Consider the following 17,570-nt stretch of genomic DNA (forward strand, 5'->3'; position numbering starts at 1 on the left):
GCACCAGACCTTACCGGCCGGTCACATCGTGGTCAGCCCCGTCTCGCCTTTCGGTCCTGCGGGCTTCCAGGGCGAGCAGTGCGCAGCACACCGTGCCGAGCGCCCCGGCGCCCACGACGGCTCCGCGCACCCCGGCGAACTCGGCGGCCACACCGGCCAGGGCCATGCCCACGCCCTGGATCGTCATCAGCCCGGCGGTGAGCAGGGTCATGGCCCGGCCGCGCAGTTCCTGGGGCACGTCCCGTACGAACCACTGGTCCCAGCGCGGGGCGCTACCGGGATTCACGGAGAGCGCGGTGTCAGCGAAGTAGGAGCCGGACCAGAGCTTGTTGGCCCGCCAGTAGCGCCGTACCAGGTCAGGGAACGCTCACTCAGCCTTTGGCCGGGAGATATCCCCATGCCGTAGCCGACGTGAGGAGACGCCCTTGAGGGAGTCGACGAGCTTGGTGACGGTGACCTTGGGCGGGAAGTTCACCAGCAGGTGGACGTGGTTGTGCTCGCCGTTGAACTCCACCAGTTCGCACTGGGAGTCCGTACAGACTGACCGCATGATCTCCTCCATGCGCACCAGATGAACATCCGTGAACGCTTTATTTCGGAATCTGGCCACAAAGGCCAGGCACACATGCATCACGAAGGCTCACTATCGGTCGATAATGAACTTCCGTGTCCCGCCGCAGCTCGCGCACGTAGCGTGACGACCATGCAGCTCCGGTACGCCTTCAGGTTGTACCCGGACACCGCCAAGCGCACCGCGCTTGCCCGAGCGTTCGGGTGCGCCCGCGTCGTGTTCAACGACGCGGTGCGCGCCCGCGAGGACGCCCGCCGGGCGGGCGAGAGGTTCCCGACGGCCGGTGCACTGTCCAAGAGGCTGATCACCGAGGCGAAACAGACCGGAGCCCGGACCTGGCTGGGCGAGGTCTCCTCGGTGGTGCTCCAGCAGTCCCTGCGGGACGTAGAGGCCGCCTACAAGAACTTCTTCGCCGCCCTCAAGGGCGAGCGCAGGGGCCCGTAGACGGGCGCACCCCGGTTCAAGTCCCGCAAGGACACGCGGCAGTCGATCCGCTTCACCGCCAATGCCCGCTGGTCGATCACCGCCTCAGGGCGGCTGCACCTTCCCAAGGTCGGCGCCGTGAAGGTGAAGTGGTCCCGAATCCTGCCCGCACGGCCCTCCTCGGTCACCGTGATCAAGGACGCGGCCGGACGATACTTCGCCTCGTTCGTCATCGACACCGACCCGGCCGCTGATGCTGTTCGGATGCCCGACACGGACCACACGGTCGGCATCGACCTGGGCCTTACCCACTTCGCCGTCCTCTCCGACGGTACGAAGATCGACTCCCCACGGTTTCTGCGCCGGGCGGAGAAGAAACTGAAGAAAGCCCAGCGTGAACTGTCCCGCAAACAGAAGGGATCCAAGAACCGCGAGAAGGCCCGCCTCAAGGTCGCCCGCGCCCACGCGAAGGTGACCGACGCCCGCCGGGAGTTCCACCACCAGCTCTCCACTCAGCTGATCCGCGACAACCAAGCGATCGGCGTGGAGGACCCGGCGGTCAACGGACTCGCGCGCACCAGGCTGGCCAAGAGTGTGCATGACGCCGGATGGTCGGCGTTCGTGCACATGCTGGAGTACAAGGCCGCCAGGTACGGACGGACTCTGGTCAGGATCGACCGGTTCGAGCCGACCTCCCAGACCTGCTCGGCGTGCGGCGTCAAAGACGGACCCAAGCCCCTGAACATCCGGGAATGGACCTGCACCGCCTGCGGCACCCTCCATGACCGGGACCACAACGCCGCGAAGAACGTGAAAACGGCCGCCGGACTGGCGGTGACAGCCTGTGGAGCGCCGGTAAGACCAGGACTCGTCCCGGCACAGCGCGACGAAACAGGAAGCCACGGATTCCCGCCCGAACCCCGTGCCACGTAGCGGCACAGCAACGGACTAGAAGGCCAGAATCCTCGGGCACCAGCCCGGGGAGCAGGTCAAGGCCATCAGGTGCTCTACGACGACTACGAACGGACACCGCTGGGGATCGCGCTGGCGTCCGGGGGCGGCTGACCGGCGCGCCAGGGCCCGGCACGGTGGCGGATCGTTCACAATCACTGACGAATCGTCACTTAATGTCCCCTCGCGCAAGGGAGCGGCATGTCCCGGCTGATCCGCACGTTCGCGGTGCTCTCGGTGTTCGGGCTCGCGGTGGGCTGTTCGTCCGCCGCCGACGTCGACGAGGCCTCCGTCGCCGGTGCCCGGTCCAAGGACCCGGCATACGCCACCTCCTTCTGGGTCGACCCGGCGAGCCCGGCGGCCGAGCAGATCCAGATGTGGGAACGGGAGGGCCGCAAGCACGACGCCACCCTGCTGAAGCGGATCGCCGACGAGCCGACCGCGCTGTGGCCGGCCGGCGAGCTCGACCCCGGCCCGGTGATCAGGGCGGCGACCGCGTCCGCGCGCCAGGAGGGGCGTACGGCGCTCTTCGTGGCGTACGACATTCCGCACCGGGACTGCGGTCAGCACTCGGCGGGCGGTGCGGCGGACGCGGACGCCTACCGGGCCTGGATCGGCAAGTTCGCGGAGGCGCTGGGGAGTTCGAAGGCGCTGGTCGTGCTGGAGCCGGACGCCGTCGCGCACATGGTGGACGGGTGCACGCCCGGCGAGTATCAGGGCGAGCGGGAGCAGTTGCTGAGCGAGGCGGTCGTCCGGCTGAAGCAGCAGTCCGGTACGACGGTGTATCTCGACGCGGGCAACCCCGCCTGGATCCGGGACCCTTGGAAGCTGGTGGAGCCGCTGAAGCGGGCCGGCGTCGAGGAGGCCGACGGGTTCTCGCTGAACGTCTCCAACTTCCAGACGGACGCGGTGACGAAGAAGTACGGCGTCCAGTTGTCGAGGGACCTCGGCGGCAAGCACTTCGTCGTCGACAGCAGCCGCAACGGCAACGGGCCGCTGGCCGGCGCCTGGTGCAACCCGCCGGGCCGGGGCCTCGGCACCCGGCCGACCACCGACACCGGCGAACCCGCCCTGGACGCCTATCTGTGGATCAAGCGGCCCGGCGCGTCCGACGGGACGTGCGAGGGCGGTCCCGACGCCGGGCAGTGGTGGCCGGAGTACGCCCTGGAGCTGGCGCGCAACTCCAAGGCGTAGACCGGCAGTTCACCAACTTCACTGCACCTGGATCCACTTGGCCTCCGACGGCGTGCCGTCCGCGTCCGTCACGAACAGCATGTACCAGCCGGGCGGCACCAGTGCCCGGTCGTTCGGTACGTCCACCGTCACCGATTTTCCGTCCTTGACGAGGCCGAGTTCGATGGAGCGCTGCTCGACGTCCGTCGTGTGCGTGACCGAACTCGGCCGCATCAGGCGGGCCTTGACGACACGGTCGGGGTGGTCGGTGCGGAAGGTCGCCCGGTGGTGCCGGTCGAGGGTCTCCGGACCGTCCTGCAGTACGGGCCTGTCGGCGCCGTTCTTGTGCAGCGCGGGCGGGGTGAAGATCTCCATGCGCTGCTCGAAGTGGCCGAGTTTGGTGTTGGCCTGGTCGTCGAAGAGCGGGTCGGAGCCGAAGGTGACGACGCGGCCGTCGGGCAACAGCAGTGCCTCGGAGTGGTAGTTGCGGCCGACCATCGGGGCGGCGGCCTCGCGGAAGGCGTTGCCCTTCGGGTCGTAGAACTGCGCCTTGAAGATGTTGCTGGCGCTGCGGCCCCGGTAGTCCGAGGAGCCGTTGGTGGTGAAGACCGAGTCGTCCGGCATGATCACGCTGTTCAGGTACCGCGTGCCCTGCGGGAGATCGGGGCCGTCCTTGAAGACGGGGCTGTCCTGCTTGAGGTCGACGACCGCCGTGCGCGGGGTCGACTTCTTGGACTCGCCGACCCCTCCGCCGCCGAGGATCATCACCTTCTGGTCCTGTGCGGGTGGCAGGAGGAGGGAGGACGAGGTCTCGGTCTCTTCGGGGTCGCGCAGCCCGGCGACCTTGGTGAACTTGTTGGTCTTCAGGTCCCAAAGCCCGGGCTCACGGCCCTTGTTGGCGGGTCCGTAGCCGGCGTTGGAGGCCGGGTAGAAGAGCTTGCCGCCCTTGGTGAGGAAGAGGGCCGGGTAAGTGGGGAAGTAGCGCTTGGGGCCCGGGGTCCACTTCTTGGTCTTGGGGTCGTAGATCTCGTTGTCGCCCTGGTCGATGACGCCGACGTCGTCGAGCCCGGAGACGGCGAGGACACGGCCGTCGTCGAGGCCGACGAGGGTCGGGTACCAACGGGCCTTGTCCATCGGGTCGACGGCGATGTACCGCTCGGCCTTCGGGTCGAACTCGTAGGCGGCGCGGATGCCTTGGTAGTCCTGCTTCTCCAGGGTGATCTTCTCGGAGAGGCCGTAGGTGTTGTTCGCGTCGATGCCCTTGAGGCCGACGACGTCGTACTGCGCCTGGTGCTCGGTGACCGACATCGGGCCCGCCTCGGCGGCCTCGACGAAGACGCGGACCTCGCTCGCGGTGACCTTGGTCTGCCAGGGCTGCATCACATGGCGGGCGTTGTACGTCACCTTGAACTCGCGTTTGGCCTTGGGGACCGTGACGTCGAACCTGGTGACGTAGTCGACGCCGGCCGGGGAGCGGAAGACGGTCCCCTTCTTGAGGAACATGGCCTTGTTGGGGTTCTCGTTCTTGACCCGCATACCACCGCCGGCCCGCTTGACCTCGCCGTCGAGGAGTTCGTAGCGGGCGGTGCCGCCGGCCACCAGCAGGTTGCCGCTGGGGAGTTGGCTGTGTCCGCCGCAGAAGAAGTCCACCGGGGTGGGGATCTTCTTGAAGGTGTTGGCCTTCGGATCCCACAGCACCGTGTCGAAGGACCCGGCGTTGAACTTCTTCTGCTCGTTGCCCGACCCGGCCACGATCAGCACCTTGCCGGTGTGCAGCAGCGAGGCGTGGATGGCGTTGGTGCGGTACTCCTTCGGGATGTCGATCTGGTCCCAGGAGCCGTACTTGGCCATGTAGCCGGGCCGCGTGATCTTGTACTCGTGGTACTGCTCGCCGGCGAAGTCGAGGGCGGCCGGGGCGTTGAGACCGGCCAGGACGGCGATGCCGCCGATGCCGAGGACGGTCTTCCTGGTTTTCTGGGACGGCTGGTACGCCATGGTCTAGTTGCCCCCTGTCGTGGTGCCGGAGACGGACGGGCCGGCCCCGGTGGTGGCGAGAGCGGGTTCGACGGGGTCGAGGGTGCGCGCGGCGCCGAGCAGCGAGTGCCGTTCCCGGCGCTCCTTGAGCAGCGAGCCGACCCAAACCCCCAGCGGCGCAAGGGAGATGACCATCGCGAGGACGGCCCAGGTGCGCATGGCCGCGTGGGTGTGGTCGAGGACGACGGAGGCGGCCAGCGAGGTCGCCAGGAGGATCGCCCAGAAGAGGTGGATGCGGAAGGTCATCACCCGGTCCGGACTGGCGTCGCCGCCCTTGGGGGTGACGACGAACCGGCTCGGCCGGCGGATGAGCGCCTCACCGAAGGACTTCAGATAGATGGGAGCGGAGAGCGCCGACATCGCCATACCTGCCAGACCACCCGACCCCTCCGGCTCGTGCGGGGAGACGTTGTGCCGCCGGTTCCAGAGATAGAGCCCGATCTGCAGGGCCGCGGCGTCGCTGTAGAGCATCAGCCACACGGACGCGGCGACCTGGGTGCCGGAGGCGCCGAACCACAGGAACAGGAAGCAACTCATGATGCCCAGCAGCCAGTTGACGGCCGTCATCGGGTAGTAGACGAGCATCAGCGTGTACGAGAACAGCCGCCCCGGAGGCATCGTGAACGGCGCCTTCCAGTACTGCTTGATCAGCGTCTCGTAGGTGCCGCGCGACCACCGCATCTGCTGGGTGAAGAAGTCGGTCCAGGAGGCCGGCCCCTCCCCCACCGCGAGCACGTCCGGGGTGTAGACGGACCGCCAGTGCGTACGGGTCAGGGGATTGCGGTGCCGATGCAGCTCGAACCCGGTGGCCATGTCCTCGGTGATGGAGTCGTACAGCCCGCCGATCTGCTTGACGGCGGCGATCCGTACGACGTTGTTGGTGCCGACGAACATGGGGGCGCGGTAACGGTTTCCGGCACGCTGGATCAGGGCGTGGAAGAGGAACTGCTGCGACTCGGCGGCCTTGGTGACGGGGTTGTGGTAGTTCCCGTACACCTGCGGTCCCACGACGAAGGCCACGTCCGGATCGCGGAAGTAACCCATCATCCGCTCAAGGAAGTTGGGGAGCGGAACGTGGTCGGTGTCGACGGAGGCGAAGAACTCGTAGTCGCCGCCGTGCATCGCGATCCAGGCGTTGTAATTGCCGTGCTTCGTACGGGCCTTGTGGACGCCCTTGGGACGGTTCCACTCGGGAACTCCGTGCCGGGTGAAGTGCCGTACGCCCAACTCGGCGCACAGGGCCTTGGCTTGCTCGTCGTCACCCTCGTCGAGGAGCCAGACGTCGACCGGCCCGGTGTGGGTGACGTTGACCGCGCCTTCGAGAGTCGCGCGGACCATGGAGAGGGGTTCCTTGCCCGGGACGTACGTCGTGAGGAAGGCGACGCGGGTGCCGGGTGCGGCGACGACGGGAATCGGATCGCGGGCGACCAGCGTGGCGTGGGCGACGGAGGCGACGTTGACGACCATGAACAGCTCGATGAGGCCGATGGCTATCAGCATCGTGACGTCGAGCCCGACCATCCATTCCTGGCCTCCCTCTCGCTCCACCCAGTGGGTGGGCCAGACCAGGTAGACGAGCAGGGCGGCGGTCAGCACCGGGGCGAGGCTCATCAGGAGGACAGCGCGTATTCGGTGGGGCTCGCGCGAGAGGAGCGAGGTGTACTGCACCTGGTACGACCCACCGGACGGCTCGGTGAGCGGTCCGGCCAGTCGGCTGTAGGTGTCGTAGTCGTAGCCCTCCGGCCGCACAGCGCCCTCCAATGATTGAGGAGTGATCGACGCCCGGGGACCACCGGAACCGTTGGGTTCCGAAGATCGACCGGGCCGATACCCACACACAAGTGGAGATAGTGGGGCGTGTCGAACTGGGTGCGTCCAGGTGGGTGGGGGGTTGACCCCGGCGGCGGAACCCCGGCCGGCGAGCGGCTCGGAGAGAATGCCGCCGTTGGTGATCTCCGGCGCTCCGAAAGGCATCCGCATGCACGACACCGCCGACCTCATCGCGAAGACCTACGCGCTCGGCGCCGGGCCATGGACGTTGGCCCCCGTCACCCGGGGCGCGCTGGGCCAGATCTGGAAGTTGTCCGGCAACGGTTCCTCGTGGGCCGTCAAGGAACTCCTCTTCGGCTGCGACGAGGACCAGGTCCGCCGGGAGGCCGCGTTACGGGAGGCCGCGGAGAGGCTGGGCATCGCGTCGCCGCGGCTGATCCCCAATCGGGAGGGGACGCATGTCTCCCACCTCCCGCCACCTTCCGACGGCTCCCATGTCAAGCTGTACGACTGGATCGACGGCACCCCGGCGGACACCTCCGATCCTGGCGTCCTGGACTGGTTCGGGCGGACCATGGCACTGCTGCACAGGGCAGGTGGGGGCGAGAGCAAGCCGCCGAGCTCCTGGTACGAGCGGTGCCCGCAGGATGCCGATTGGAAGGAACTGCACGGGAAGGTGCAGCGGGCGGGGATGCCGTGGGCGGACGCGCTGGGCCGGTTCATCGGCACCTCCGCCGTTGAGTTGGCGCGCTGGGTGACGCCGTCCGACCCCGGCGACCTGGTGACGTCCCATCTCGATCTGCAACCCCAGAACGTTCTGGTCGGCCCGGACGGACCCGTCCTCCTGGACTGGGACAACGCCGGATCCGCTTCGGCGGAACGGGAGTTGGCCCGCGCGCTGTTCGTATGGTCGGGCGGGAACGAGGGGGACGTCGAGGCGGGTGTGCGGGTGGCGCGGGCGTATCGGAGTGCCGGGGGTCCTGCCGTCGTACAGGGGCCGCAGTCGTTCTCGATGCTCTTCGCGACCGCGCTGAACTATGTGCGGGTGCAGGCCGAGTGCGCGATCGACCCGAAAGTGACCGCCGAACAGCGGGAGTTCGCGGGCGGGCAGGTCGCCGCCTGCCTTGGCCGGGTGCCGGATCTGGCGGTGGTGTCGCAGTTGAGTGCGGCGCTGGAGCGGGTGTGGTGACCGACTGCGGTGCTGGAGTGGGGAGTTGGCGGTGACGGTGCTGGTGTCGGTGTGGGGAGCGGCGCCCGGTGTGGGCAAGTCGACGCTGTGCGCCGGGCTGTCCCGGTCGCTCGCCGGAGCGGGGCCGCGGGTGGATCACTTCCGCGAGGAGGAGATCCTCACCCGGCCCGAATTCGCCGCTGTGGCCGAGGAGTTCGGGGCGACGGGAGCTGTGGGGCTGGAGACGTTGGCCACGGCGACGGAGCGGTTCGTCGAGTCGGTTCTGGCGCGCGGCGACGACGTGGTGATCGCGGACGGGCTGGTGCCGTTCGTGCCGACGCCGGGGCCGCGCTGGACCGTGCCGTGCAGCGGGAGGGGCCGGAGTGGCTCGACCGGTACGTCGGAAAGCTCGCCGCGTACGAGGTGAACCCGCCCGTGGCCGATCGCACGTCTGCGGTGACGTTGGACGTGGTTCGCCGGCATGGGTGGGGGCTCGTCGTGGTGGAACGAGCCGACGCGCTGACTCCGGGTTAGGTGCTGGAGGCCGCGGGGCAGGGCCTCAAGCCCTGGCTCCCCTGACGCGACCCGCTCAACGATGCTCGCGCTACTGCGCCAGGTGTCGTTCGACCGTCTCCACCTTGGAGGTGAGGCCGTCCGTCACCCCGGGGCGGATGTCCGCCTTGAGGACCACGGAGACGCGTGGGGCGCGTGCCTCGACCGCGGCGACCGCGCGCTTGACGACGTCCATGACCTCGTCCCACTCGCCCTCGATGGACGTGAACATCGCGTCGGTGTGGTTGGGCAGGCCCGACTCGCGGACCACGCGGACGGCGTCGGCGACGTACTCCCCCACGTCCTCGCCGACACCCAGCGGCGTCACGGAAAAGGCGACGATCATGCCTTCACAACCCCGTCCTGCTCCTGGCGGGCGCGGGAGGCGATGACCGCGTTCTCGGACTCGCGCCTGAGCTTGCGCTCGGCGAAGAAGCCGCCGGTGGGCAGCACGGAGAGGACGAAGTAGAGGGCCGCCGTCTTCGCGCCCCACTTGGTGCGGTTCCAGGCGTCGATCCAGAAGAGGACGTACAGGATGAAGAGGACACCGTGGACCATGCCCATCACGGGCACCGCGTTGAAGTCCGTGGTCCGCTTCAGCACCGAGCAGACGAGCAACAGGAGGAAGGACACGGCTTCGGGGGCCGACACCAGACGGAGGCGGCGGATTGCGGTGGCGGTCTTGATGTCCACAGGTCACCTTCGGTGAGGGAGACGTCCACAGTTTGTGAACGCGAGCACAAACGTTCACCCATTGTGGCAAACGGCCGAGCGGGCCGAGACTGGGGGTCCGTCACCGACTCCCCGGGAGTGTCCGTGCAGTTCGTTTTCTTCATGACACTGCCCGGGCTGGTGGTCCTGCTGACGTTGCTCGCCTTCCTCGACCAGCTGCTCCTGAGGGTAGGCCGGGCCGGAATGCTCCCCTGGCGGAACGCCGGGCGGCAGGGGCAGATCTCCGCGACCGGCTTCGAGCAGCTGCACGCGAGCCTGTCGCCGGGCAAGCAGACCGAGCTCAAGGAACGGCAGAGCGCGCTGGTGATGCGGGACGACGAGGAGGACGGGGACCCGCCCTGGTCCACCGTCGACCTGCGCGCGGGCACGGCCGTCATACGACTGAACACGCCCCGCGACATGCCTTAGAGCCGCGCCGGGTCTGCCCTTAGGGGCCAGGTCAGGGTCGTTCTCCACCCACAGGCCCTGTCGGCGGGCGCGCCTGTGCGGTTACCTTCGCACCGTGGCGATGTTTCGACTCCAGGGCAGCAAGGTGCTCGCCGTCGACATGACCGGGGACGCCGTGAAGGCGAAGAACGGCTCGATGGTCGCGTACGACGGGCAGATGGCATTCAAGAAGATGAGCGGCGGCGGTGAGGGCATCCGGGGGATGGTCACCCGGCGGCTCACCGGTGAGCAGATGACGGTGATGGAGGTGAGGGGGCAGGGCACGTGCTGGTTCGCGGACCGGGCCTCAGAGATCAACCTCGTGAATCTCCAGGGCGACAAGCTGTACGTCGAGTCGAGCAACCTGCTCGCGACCGACGCGGGACTGAGAACGGGCACGACGTTCACGGGTCTGCGCGGCGCCTCGCAGGGCAACGGGCTGTTCACGACGACTGTCGAGGGACACGGCCAGGCGGCGATCATGTCGGACGGCCCCGCGGTGGTGCTGCGGGTGAGCCGGCAGTATCCGCTGACCGTCGACCCCGGCGCCTACATCGCGCACCAGGGGAACCTGCACCAGTCCTTCCAGTCCGGTGTGACCTTCCGCACCTTCTTCGGGGAGGGCGGCGGCGAGGCCTTCCAGATCCGCTTCGAGGGGGACGGGCTCGTCTACGTCCAGCCCAGCGAGCGGAACACGATCGCGGGGGACGTGTGACATGACGTTCACGGAGATCAACTCGAAGATGATCCAGGCCACCGTCATGCCGGGCCAGCGGCTGTACAGCCAGCGCGGCGCGATGCTCGCCTACAAGGGCGACGTCTCCTTCACCCCGAACATCCAGGGCGGCCAGGGCGGCGTCATGTCGATGCTCGGCCGGCGCGTCGCCAACGAGGCCACTCCCCTGATGACCGTCGAGGGCAGCGGCACCGTGATGTTCGGTCACGGCGGCCACCACATCCAGATCATCGAGCTCACCGGAGACACCCTCTACGTGGAGGCCGACCGCCTCCTCGCCTTCGAGGGCACCCTCCAGCAGGGCACGATGTTCATGGGCTCGCAGGGCGGCGTCATGGGCATGGTCCGGGGCCAGGTCACCGGCCAGGGACTGTTCACGACCACCCTCCAGGGGCGCGGCGCGGTCGCCGTGATGGCCCACGGCGGGGTCTTCGAGGTGCCGATCACCCCCGGCCGCCCCGTCCATGTCGACCCGCAGGCCTACGTCGCCCACCACGGCGACGTACGCAACAAGCTGTCCACGGCGCTCGGTTGGCGCGACATGGTGGGCCGGGGCTCCGGCGAGGCGTTCCAGCTGGAGCTGAGCGGCAGCGGCGCGGTGTACGTCCAGGCGTCGGAGGAGAAACTGTGAGCCAGTACGCGGGGTCCGGCCCCACGATCTACGACCCGATGACCCTGCCGGTCGACGACAACGTCAACAAGTACACCTTCTGCGTGGAGCTCAAGGGGAGCCAGTGGTTCCTGCAGAAGGGGAAGATGATCGCCTACTACGGCTCGATGGAGTTCAACGGCGTCGGGCACGGGCGACTCGACCGACTTGTCCGTACGTCCTTCCATTCGCCTCTGCACGCGAGCGACTGGGTCGTGGCGGACGGCTCGGGCAAGATGCTGCTCGCCGACCGGGCATTCGACGTCAACGCGTACGACCTCGAAGACGCCAACATGACCATTCGCTCCGGCAACCTGCTCGCTTTTCAGCCAAGTCTCGCTCTCAAGCAGTCGATTGTTCCCGGCTTTCTGACACTCATCGGAACCGGCAAGATCGTGGCCGCCTCCAGCGGCCCGGTGGTGTTCATGGAACCGCCGATCCGGGTCGACCCGCAGGCGCTCGTCGGCTGGGCCGACTGCCCCTCCCCGTGCCACCACTACGACCACGCCTACATGACCGGCCTGATGGGCGGTCTACGTGCGATGACGGGCATCGGCGGGGCATCCGGGGAGGAGCACCAGTTCGAGTTCGTCGGGGCGGGTACGGTGCTGCTCCAGTCGTCGGAGAATCTGATGCCCGAGCAGGCCACAGGGGTTGTGCCGCACGAGCCGGGGGTACCGGGTGGGGGCGGGGTTCCCACAGGCCCCTCACAGCAAGCGGGCGCACCGCGCCTTCCCGGACAGCTGGGGGATCTCCAGCGTCGCTTCGGGCTGTGAGCGGTAGTCTGCGGAGTGTGACGTCGAACGTGTGCGCGCCGTCACGCCACCCTCACTAGTTCGCCTTTCAACATTTTAGGTAGACTTACATTCATGGAGACCGAGACGGCCACGCGCTGGCTGACCGAAGAGGAGCAGTGCGCCTGGCGCACCCACCTGGAGGTCAACAGGCTGCTGACGTACCAACTCGAAAAGGACCTTCAGCCGTTCGGCCTGACGATGAACGACTACGAGATCCTGGTGAACCTCTCCGAGGCGGAGGACCAACGGCTGCGGATGAGCGACCTCGCCGCCGCCACCCTCCAGTCCAAGAGCCGCCTCTCGCACCAGATCACCCGCATGGAGAACGCGGACCTGGTACGCCGGGAGAACTGTGAGTCGGACCGCCGGGGACTGTACGCGGTACTCACCGAACACGGCCTGGAGACGATGAAGAAGGTCGCGCCCCACCACGTGGCGTCAGTGCGGCGGCATTTCATCGACCTCTCCACCCCCGAGGGCCTGTCGGACCTCAGCAAGACCCTGAAGCCGATCGCGGAGCATCTGCGGGGGCATCGGGGACGCCCGTAGCGGCAACGAGCTGAGCTGAGAGCCGGAGTTCGCGTAGAACTCCGGCTCTCTGCGTCGCCCTGTTTTTAGGGGCGCGGGGCTGTGTCAATTTGCGGCTCCGCCGCGTGGGCGCGACCAGTCACCACGAGCCGGCAGCCAAGACACAACCCCCGCACCCCCAGCCACCACCCCGGCGACCACAAAACAAACCCCCAACGGCACCCGCCCAACAAGCAGCCCCGTCACCACCGACCCACCCGAACTCCCCGCGTTCACCGCCATGTTGACCCACGCCCCCGCCTGCGTCCGCGCCTCGGGCGAAGCCACCTCGTCGGCCAGCAGATACGCGGTGGTCAACGCCGGCGCCACAAAGAACCCCGCACACCCCACCGCCACGGTGAGCGACCACACCCCCGATGCGAACCCGGCCGCGGCCAACACCACCCCGAGCCCCAACGCGGCCCCGGACAACCGAACCCGCCCGGCCACACGCCAGTTCACCGCCCCGTTCAGAAGCCCACCCACCGCGCTGCCCGCCGACACCGCCGCCAGCACCCAGGGCACGACATCGTCGCCGTACCCCCGCTGCGCCACGAACGCCATCACCAACAGGTAGACCGCGCTCAACGCGAGCCCCATCCCCCCGGCCACGACGACAGGACCGAGCAGCCCACGAACCCGGGCCGGCCTCAACCCCCGCCCGGCGCCCGCGGATACGCGTACTCCGGACAGCGCCGGTGACATGACGAAGGCGATCGTCCCGGTCACGATCAGGGCCGCGCTGAGCAGGACCCCGGCAGCCGGTGGAGCGAAGGTGAGCAGCGCGCCGACCGCCAACGGGCCGATGATGTACAGGAGTTCCTCCGCGACGCCGTCGAGGCTGTACGCGCGCTGCAACAACCCACGGTCACCTACGAGTTCGGCCCACACGGAGCGCATCGTGGGTCCAAGCGGGGGCGCGCACATGCCGGTGAGCGCGGCCACCGCACCGAGCACCACAACCGGCGTCCCGGGACGCCACGTCACCGCCGCGAGGACGCACAGGAGACCGCCGTAGAGCATCGCCATGGGGAGGAGGGCGCGGCGGGGGCCGTGGCGATCGACCAGCGCTGCGCGCAGGGGCATCAGGAGGACGGCCGTGGTCCCGAAGACGGCCATGACCGTGCCGGCCGCCGCGTACGAGCCGGTGGAGTGGACGACCGCGAGCAGCACAGCCGGGGAGACCGTGCCGTAGGCGAGGCGGCCGACGAGCGCGGCGGCGAACGTGCGGCGCGCGTACGGGGCTTGGAGCACGGCGGCATACGAAGGGCACGCCGAAGTCGGCGTGGAAGAAGACGCGGACATGCGAGAAGTTCCTCAACTGGAGGCATGGGAAAGGGACGCCGGTGTGTTTCGGCGTGCCCTATGCCATGAGGAGGAACGACATGCGGGTCAACGTAGCAGCGGCACAAGGACGTTGACCAGCGACTTAGCCCTCCGTGATGCCCGCGATCAGTTCGTCCGCCGCCCTGTACGGGTCCAACTCCCCCGCCACGATCCGCTCCGCGAGCGCGCTCAACCGGCGGTCTCCGTGCAGGTCTCCGATGCGTGCGCGCAGGGCCGTGACCGCGATCGTCTCGACCTCGCGCGCCGCCCGGGCCGCGCGGCGCTCCGCGAGGACGCCGTGTTCCTCCATCCACGCCCGGTGCTTCTCCAGGGCCTCCACGACCTCGTCGATGCCCTCGGAGCGGGAGGCGACCGTCTTGACGATCGGGGGGCGCCAGTCGCCGGGGCCGCGGGACTCGCCGAGGCCGAGCATGTGGTTCAGCTCGCGGGCGGTCGCGTCGGCGCCGTCCCGGTCGGCCTTGTTGACGACGTAGACATCGCCGATCTCCAGGATTCCGGCCTTCGCCGCCTGGATGCCGTCGCCCATTCCCGGGGCCAGGAGCACGACAGAAGTGTCCGCCTGGGAGGCGATCTCCACCTCCGACTGGCCCACCCCGACCGTCTCCACCAGGATCACGTCGCAGCCCGCCGCGTCGAGGACGCGGATGGCCTGCGGGGCCGACCAGGCGAGGCCGCCGAGGTGGCCGCGGGTGGCCATCGAGCGGATGTAGACGCCCGGGTCGGAAGAGTGGTCCGACATGCGGACGCGGTCACCGAGCAGGGCGCCGCCCGAGAACGGCGAGGACGGGTCGACGGCCAGGACGCCGACCCGCCTGCCCTGCTTGCGGTACGCCGTGACCAGCGCGGAGGTCGAGGTCGACTTGCCGACACCCGGCGATCCGGTGAGGCCGACGACGTACGCCCCGCCGGTCAGCGGTGCGAGCGTCGCCATGACCTCCCGGAGTTGAGGGGACGCCCCCTCCACCAGGGAGATCAGCCGGGCCACGGCCCGCGGCCGGCCTTCCCTGGCCTGGGCCACCAGCGAGGCGACGTCCTGCATCACGACTCCGATCCTTTGCGGATGTGCGAGAAGGTACTGCTGCTCAGGCCTTGGGTACCCGCACGATCAGCGCGTCACCCTGACCGCCGCCACCGCACAGCGCCGCCGCGCCGACCCCGCCGCCGCGCCGCTTGAGCTCCAGCGCCAGGTGCAGTACGAGTCGGGCGCCCGACATGCCGATGGGGTGGCCCAGGGCGATGGCTCCGCCGTTGACGTTCACCTTTTCCGTGGACACCCCGAGGTCCTTCATTGACTGCACCGCGACGGCGGCGAAGGCCTCGTTGATCTCGATCAGGTCGAGGTCCTCGACCTCCAGGCCCTCCTTCTTCAGGGCGTGCAGGATCGCGTTGGAGGGCTGGGACTGGAGGGAGTTGTCCGGGCCCGCCACGTTCCCGTGGGCGCCGATCTCGGCAATCCACTGCAGGCCGAGCTCCTGCGCCTTGGTCTTGCTCATCACGACCACGGCCGCCGCACCGTCCGAGATCTGCGAGGAGGTGCCGGCGGTGATCGTGCCGTCCCGGGTGAACGCCGGACGCAGCTTGCCGAGCGACTCGACCGTGGTCTCCGCGCGGATGCCCTCGTCCTTGCTGAAGACGACGGCCTCGCCCTTGCGCTGCGGGATCTCGATGGGGGTGATCTCGGCCTCGAAGACGCCGTTCTGCTGGGCGGCGGCGGCCCGCTGGTGGGACAGGGCGGCCACCGAGTCCTGCTCGGGCCGCGCGATGCCGAGCCGCGTGTTGTGCTTCTCCGTGGACTCGCCCATGGCGATGTTCTCGAAGGCGTCGGTCAGACCGTCGTAGGCCATCGCGTCGAGCATCTCGATCGCGCCGTACTTGAAGCCCTCACGGGACTTGGGGAGCAGGTGCGGGGCGTTCGTCATGGACTCCTGGCCGCCCGCGACGATCACGTCGAACTCACCTGCACGGATGAGCTGGTCGGCGAGCGCGATGGCGTCGAGGCCCGAGAGGCAGACCTTGTTGATGGTGAGCGCCGGGACGCTCATCGGGATGCCCGCCTTGACGGCGGCCTGGCGTGCCGGGATCTGCCCTGCCCCGGCCTGGAGCACCTGGCCCATGATCACGTACTGCACCTGGTCGCCACCGATACCCGCACGGTCGAGGGCGGCCTTGATCGCGAAGCCGCCGAGGTCGGCTCCGGAGAAGGACTTCAGGGAGCCCAGCAACCGTCCCATGGGCGTCCGGGCGCCCGCGACGATCACCGAGGTCGTGCTGTTCGTTCCAGACATGAGGTGCGATCCCCTTCCAGCGTGTTTCAGCTGAGGAGTGAACGAGGGTTTACTTGAAATGTACTGAGCGGTTGACCACCCCGTCATCGGGCCGTCGGTGTGATCGCGCGCACGTTGCGTAACCGCCCGGTGAGCGCTGCACTACATACATGCTGACGCGAATCGACCACATCGGGATCGCCTGCTTCGACCTCGACAAGACAGTCGAGTTCTACCGGGCCACGTACGGCTTCGAGGTGTTCCACTCCGAGGTCAACGAGGAGCAGGGCGTACGCGAGGCCATGTTGAAGATCAACAACACGGACGACGGCGGCGCCTCCTACCTCCAGCTCCTCGAACCGACCCGCGAGGACTCCGCCGTAGGAAAGTGGCTGGCGAAGAACGGGGAGGGGGTCCACCACATCGCCTTCGGTACGGCGGACGTCGACACGGACTCCGAGGACATCCGCGGGAAGGGCGTACGCGTTCTGTACGAGGAGCCCCGGCGCGGCTCCATGGGGTCACGGATCACGTTTCTGCACCCAAAGGATTGCCATGGCGTACTGACAGAACTGGTCACTTCGGCGCCTGTTGAGTCACCTGAGCACTGACCCTCGTACATATGGGCCGGTAGGGTTGGGGTCGGTCGTCGCTCGCAACCAGGACGACCGCATGCCGGGGTCCGGTTTCGGGGGGCGAGCGTCAGGGCAGCAGCCCGTGCTCGGCCGCTGATCTGACACCATTCCCCGGGAGCACCGTCCGTTGGATGGACGGCGCTCGTTGGAGTAAACCGCGACCAGGGGACGGATGGGACCGCGCAGTGCGGGGCTACGAACGCCAGGAGCGAGAGCCGGCGGCTGACGTCGACCACCTCTCTCGGTTCGAGGCCGAGATGGAGCGGCTGAAGACCGAGCGGGAAAAGGCGATCCAGCATGCCGAGGACCTCGGCTACCAGGTCGAGGTGTTGCGCGCCAAGCTGCACGAGGCGCGCCGCACCCTCATGTCCCGGCCGGCATACGACGGCGGTGACATCGGCTACCAGGCCGAGCAGATGCTCCGTAATGCCCAGGTCCAGGCCGACCAGCTGCGCCAGGACGCCGAGCGGGAGCTGAGCCAGGCCCGCGCGCAGACCCAGCGCATCCTCCAGGAGCACGCGGAGAACGCGGCCCGCCTCCAGGCGGAGCTCCACCAGGAGGCGGTGACCCGGCGTCAGCAGCTCGACCAGGAGTTGGGCGAGCGCCGGCAGACCGTCGAGTCGCACGTCAACGAGAACGTGGCGTGGGCGGAGCAGTTGCGCGCCCGCTCCGAGTCACAGGCCCGCCGTCTGGTGGAGGAGTCGCGGACCGAGGCCGAGCAGGCGCTGGCCGCCGCCCGCGCCGAGGCCGAGCGGGTCGCCGCCGAGGCCCGGCA

General features: G+C 68.6%; 16 protein-coding genes and 4 pseudogenes. 11 read left to right on the top strand and 9 right to left on the bottom strand.

Features of this window, described 5'->3' with window-relative positions; genetic code table 11:
• Positions 1 to 10: 10 nt before the first annotated feature.
• Together R6V09_RS08825 and tnpA are read right to left on the bottom strand one after the other, a co-directional pair.
• Positions 11 to 259: pseudogene (locus R6V09_RS08825) on the bottom strand (MFS transporter); the annotation flags it as partial.
• A 6-nt stretch (positions 260 to 265) separates the two neighbouring features.
• Positions 266 to 631: pseudogene (gene tnpA / locus R6V09_RS08830) on the bottom strand (IS200/IS605 family transposase); the annotation flags it as partial.
• A gap of 72 nt (positions 632 to 703) precedes the next feature.
• On the opposite strand from tnpA, the pseudogene R6V09_RS08835 reads away from it, so the two are divergent.
• Together R6V09_RS08835 and R6V09_RS08840 are read left to right on the top strand one after the other, a co-directional pair.
• Positions 704 to 1,927: pseudogene (locus R6V09_RS08835) on the top strand (RNA-guided endonuclease InsQ/TnpB family protein).
• Between the two features lie 219 nt (positions 1,928 to 2,146).
• Entirely contained in the window at positions 2,147 to 3,139 is a 993-nt protein-coding gene (locus R6V09_RS08840; RefSeq protein WP_317880793.1) for a glycoside hydrolase family 6 protein, read from the top strand.
• A gap of 18 nt (positions 3,140 to 3,157) precedes the next feature.
• On the opposite strand, the gene R6V09_RS08845 is transcribed toward R6V09_RS08840, so the two are convergent.
• Together R6V09_RS08845 and R6V09_RS08850 are read right to left on the bottom strand one after the other, a co-directional pair.
• Positions 3,158 to 5,113 carry a kelch motif-containing protein gene (locus R6V09_RS08845; protein WP_317880794.1) on the bottom strand — a complete coding sequence of 652 codons (1,956 nt, stop codon included), beginning with the start codon at positions 5,111 to 5,113 and terminating at the stop codon, positions 3,158 to 3,160.
• A gap of 3 nt (positions 5,114 to 5,116) precedes the next feature.
• Positions 5,117 to 6,901 carry a glycosyltransferase family 2 protein gene (locus R6V09_RS08850; RefSeq protein ID WP_317880795.1) on the bottom strand — a complete coding sequence of 595 codons (1,785 nt, stop codon included), beginning with the start codon at positions 6,899 to 6,901 and terminating at the stop codon, positions 5,117 to 5,119.
• 229 nt (positions 6,902 to 7,130) lie between these two features.
• On the opposite strand from R6V09_RS08850, the gene R6V09_RS08855 reads away from it, so the two are divergent.
• Positions 7,131 to 8,111, top strand: coding sequence for a phosphotransferase enzyme family protein (locus R6V09_RS08855; RefSeq protein ID WP_317880796.1), 981 nt, complete (start codon positions 7,131 to 7,133; stop codon positions 8,109 to 8,111).
• Positions 8,112 to 8,142: 31 nt separating this feature from the next.
• On the top strand, positions 8,143 to 8,517 hold the full coding sequence (locus R6V09_RS08860; RefSeq protein ID WP_317880797.1) for a hypothetical protein: 375 nt from the start codon (positions 8,143 to 8,145) through the stop codon (positions 8,515 to 8,517).
• 177 nt (positions 8,518 to 8,694) lie between these two features.
• Here the strand turns inward: R6V09_RS08860 and R6V09_RS08865 are convergent, their stop codons facing one another.
• Complete coding sequence (locus R6V09_RS08865; RefSeq protein WP_317880798.1) at positions 8,695 to 8,988, bottom strand: MTH1187 family thiamine-binding protein; 294 nt, start codon at positions 8,986 to 8,988, stop codon at positions 8,695 to 8,697.
• Entirely contained in the window at positions 8,985 to 9,335 is a 351-nt protein-coding gene (locus R6V09_RS08870; protein WP_317880799.1) for a DUF3817 domain-containing protein, read from the bottom strand. Before R6V09_RS08870 ends, R6V09_RS08865 begins: the two co-directional genes overlap by 4 nt.
• Positions 9,336 to 9,458: 123 nt before the next feature.
• On the opposite strand from R6V09_RS08870, the gene R6V09_RS08875 reads away from it, so the two are divergent.
• The 5 genes from R6V09_RS08875 to R6V09_RS08895 all read left to right on the top strand — a co-directional run bounded on the left by R6V09_RS08875 (position 9,459) and on the right by R6V09_RS08895 (position 12,531).
• Positions 9,459 to 9,782, top strand: a complete 324-nt coding sequence (locus tag R6V09_RS08875; RefSeq protein ID WP_317880800.1) for a DUF6191 domain-containing protein — start codon at positions 9,459 to 9,461, stop codon at positions 9,780 to 9,782.
• Between the two features lie 100 nt (positions 9,783 to 9,882).
• Positions 9,883 to 10,515, top strand: a complete 633-nt coding sequence (locus R6V09_RS08880; RefSeq protein WP_317880806.1) for an AIM24 family protein — start codon at positions 9,883 to 9,885, stop codon at positions 10,513 to 10,515.
• A 1-nt stretch (position 10,516) separates the two neighbouring features.
• On the top strand, positions 10,517 to 11,167 hold the full coding sequence (locus tag R6V09_RS08885; protein ID WP_019073147.1) for an AIM24 family protein: 651 nt from the start codon (positions 10,517 to 10,519) through the stop codon (positions 11,165 to 11,167).
• Entirely contained in the window at positions 11,164 to 11,961 is a 798-nt protein-coding gene (locus tag R6V09_RS08890) for an AIM24 family protein (protein WP_317880801.1), read from the top strand. The genes R6V09_RS08885 and R6V09_RS08890 overlap by 4 nt, the downstream gene beginning before the upstream one ends.
• 93 nt (positions 11,962 to 12,054) lie before the next feature.
• A complete protein-coding gene (locus R6V09_RS08895) occupies positions 12,055 to 12,531 on the top strand; it encodes a MarR family winged helix-turn-helix transcriptional regulator (RefSeq protein WP_317880802.1) in 477 nt (158 codons plus the stop codon).
• Positions 12,532 to 12,615: 84 nt separating this feature from the next.
• Here the strand turns inward: R6V09_RS08895 and R6V09_RS08900 are convergent, their stop codons facing one another.
• The 3 genes from R6V09_RS08900 to R6V09_RS08910 form a co-directional block, all read right to left on the bottom strand.
• A complete protein-coding gene (locus R6V09_RS08900) occupies positions 12,616 to 13,854 on the bottom strand; it encodes an MFS transporter (RefSeq protein WP_317880803.1) in 1,239 nt (412 codons plus the stop codon).
• Between the two features lie 124 nt (positions 13,855 to 13,978).
• Complete coding sequence (gene meaB / locus R6V09_RS08905) at positions 13,979 to 14,935, bottom strand: methylmalonyl Co-A mutase-associated GTPase MeaB (protein WP_317880807.1); 957 nt, start codon at positions 14,933 to 14,935, stop codon at positions 13,979 to 13,981.
• Positions 14,936 to 14,978: 43 nt separating this feature from the next.
• Entirely contained in the window at positions 14,979 to 16,181 is a 1,203-nt protein-coding gene (locus R6V09_RS08910; RefSeq protein ID WP_317880804.1) for an acetyl-CoA C-acetyltransferase, read from the bottom strand.
• 149 nt (positions 16,182 to 16,330) lie between these two features.
• Here R6V09_RS08910 and mce point away from each other — a divergent pair, with 149 nt between their 5' ends.
• Together mce and R6V09_RS08920 are read left to right on the top strand one after the other, a co-directional pair.
• Complete coding sequence (gene mce / locus R6V09_RS08915; RefSeq protein ID WP_033285428.1) at positions 16,331 to 16,771, top strand: methylmalonyl-CoA epimerase; 441 nt, start codon at positions 16,331 to 16,333, stop codon at positions 16,769 to 16,771.
• Positions 16,772 to 16,980: 209 nt separating this feature from the next.
• Positions 16,981 to 17,570, top strand: a pseudogene (locus R6V09_RS08920) (hypothetical protein); the annotation flags it as partial.

Origin of the sequence: Streptomyces sp. W16, assembly GCF_033194735.1 — a bacterium.
Lineage (GTDB): Bacteria > Actinomycetota > Actinomycetes > Streptomycetales > Streptomycetaceae > Streptomyces.